At 67.2% G+C, this 1,271-nt stretch carries 2 protein-coding genes and 1 pseudogene; 2 read left to right on the forward strand and 1 reads right to left on the reverse strand.

Annotated features, from left to right (window positions below; translation table 11 throughout):
* Positions 1-190: site-specific integrase (locus tag EN884_RS36220; protein ID WP_164895430.1), on the reverse strand; the 190-nt coding region annotated here is incomplete at its 3' end.
* A 97-nt stretch (positions 191-287) separates the two neighbouring features.
* Between EN884_RS36220 and rimM the strand changes: the two genes are divergently transcribed.
* Both rimM and EN884_RS36230 read left to right on the forward strand, forming a co-directional pair.
* Positions 288-887, forward strand: a complete 600-nt coding sequence (rimM, locus tag EN884_RS36225; protein ID WP_013528858.1) for a ribosome maturation factor RimM — start codon at positions 288-290, stop codon at positions 885-887.
* A pseudogene (locus tag EN884_RS36230) lies at positions 884-1,271 on the forward strand (tRNA (guanosine(37)-N1)-methyltransferase TrmD); the annotation flags it as partial. The gene rimM and the pseudogene EN884_RS36230, both read left to right, overlap by 4 nt.

Below are 1,271 nucleotides of genomic sequence, written 5' to 3' on the forward strand. Positions count from 1 at the left end.
GATCGGCGATGTCCGAAATGCCGGGCGAGCCGCCGCAATGGCCGGTGAGGAAATGCAGGAACTGACGCGTGTCGCGCTCATAGGCTTCCACCGTCTCGGGCGACAGCCGACGTTCTCGCGCCAGCATCTTCAGCCAGCTTTCGCGCGCCGCCTGGAGATCGGGTTTGGCCGGGATGAGGAATTCCTGCATGGCGGCATTTTCGGATATTCGGGTTAGGAAGCGGTGAATAGCCCGTCATTGAAATGACAGCCGCGTGGGGCTAGAGCAGGCCAAAGGATATTTCGCCATGAGCAAGCTCCAGAATCCTGTCCAGATGGCCGTGATCGGCGCCGCCCATGGCATCAAGGGCGAATTGCGGGTGAAGACCTTCACCGGCGAGCCGCTGGCGCTGGCCGACTACGGGCCGCTCTACGCCAGGGACGGGCGCGCCTTCCAGATCGTCGACATCAGGCCCGCCAACACCGTCGTCGTGGTCCGTTTCAAGGGCATTGCCGACCGCAATGCGGCCGAGGCGCTGGCCGGCACGGAGCTGTTCGTCGACCGTTCGATGCTGCCGGACGATGGCGAGGAAGACGAATTCTACCATGCCGACCTCGTCGGCCTCGAAGTCCGCGACGACACGGGTGCCGTGCTTGGCAAGGTGGTCGCGGTGCACAATTTCGGCGGCGGCGACATTCTCGACGTGACGCTGGGCGGGCGCAAGGGCGTGCTGATCCCGTTCACACAGGCTGCCGTACCGCAAGTGTCGATCGCCGAGGGTTTTGTTCGTGTCGATCCGGCGGCAGCCGGGCTGGTCGATGACGAGGATGGCGGTGGTCCGCGTGAGGAAGACTTCGATCCGAAGGGCAGGCCGCGCGGACCGAGCGATGCCGGGGGCAACCGGTGAGTTTTTCCGCTTCGGTGCTGACGCTTTACCCCGAGATGTTTCCCGGCGCGCTCGGCCTGTCGTTGGCCGGCCGGGCGCTCGAGGCCGGGACGTGGTCGCTGGAGACGATCCAGATCCGCGACTTCGCCACCGACCGCCATCGCACCGTCGACGACACGCCCGCCGGCGGCGGCGCCGGCATGGTGATGCGCGCCGACGTGCTGGCGAAAGCCATCGACCATGCTTCGCCGGAAGGCGATGCGCGGCCCCGGCTGCTGATGAGCCCGCGCGGCAAGCCGCTGACCCAGGCGCGTGTGCGCGAGCTGGCCGCTGGGCCGGGCGCCGTCATCCTGTGCGGCCGCTTCGAAGGCGGCGACCAGCGGGTGATCGACGCGCGGGGATTGG

Origin of the sequence: Mesorhizobium sp. M7A.F.Ca.AU.001.01.1.1 (assembly GCF_004022735.1) — a bacterium.
In the GTDB taxonomy this organism is placed as follows: Bacteria; Pseudomonadota; Alphaproteobacteria; order Rhizobiales; family Rhizobiaceae; genus Mesorhizobium; species Mesorhizobium ciceri.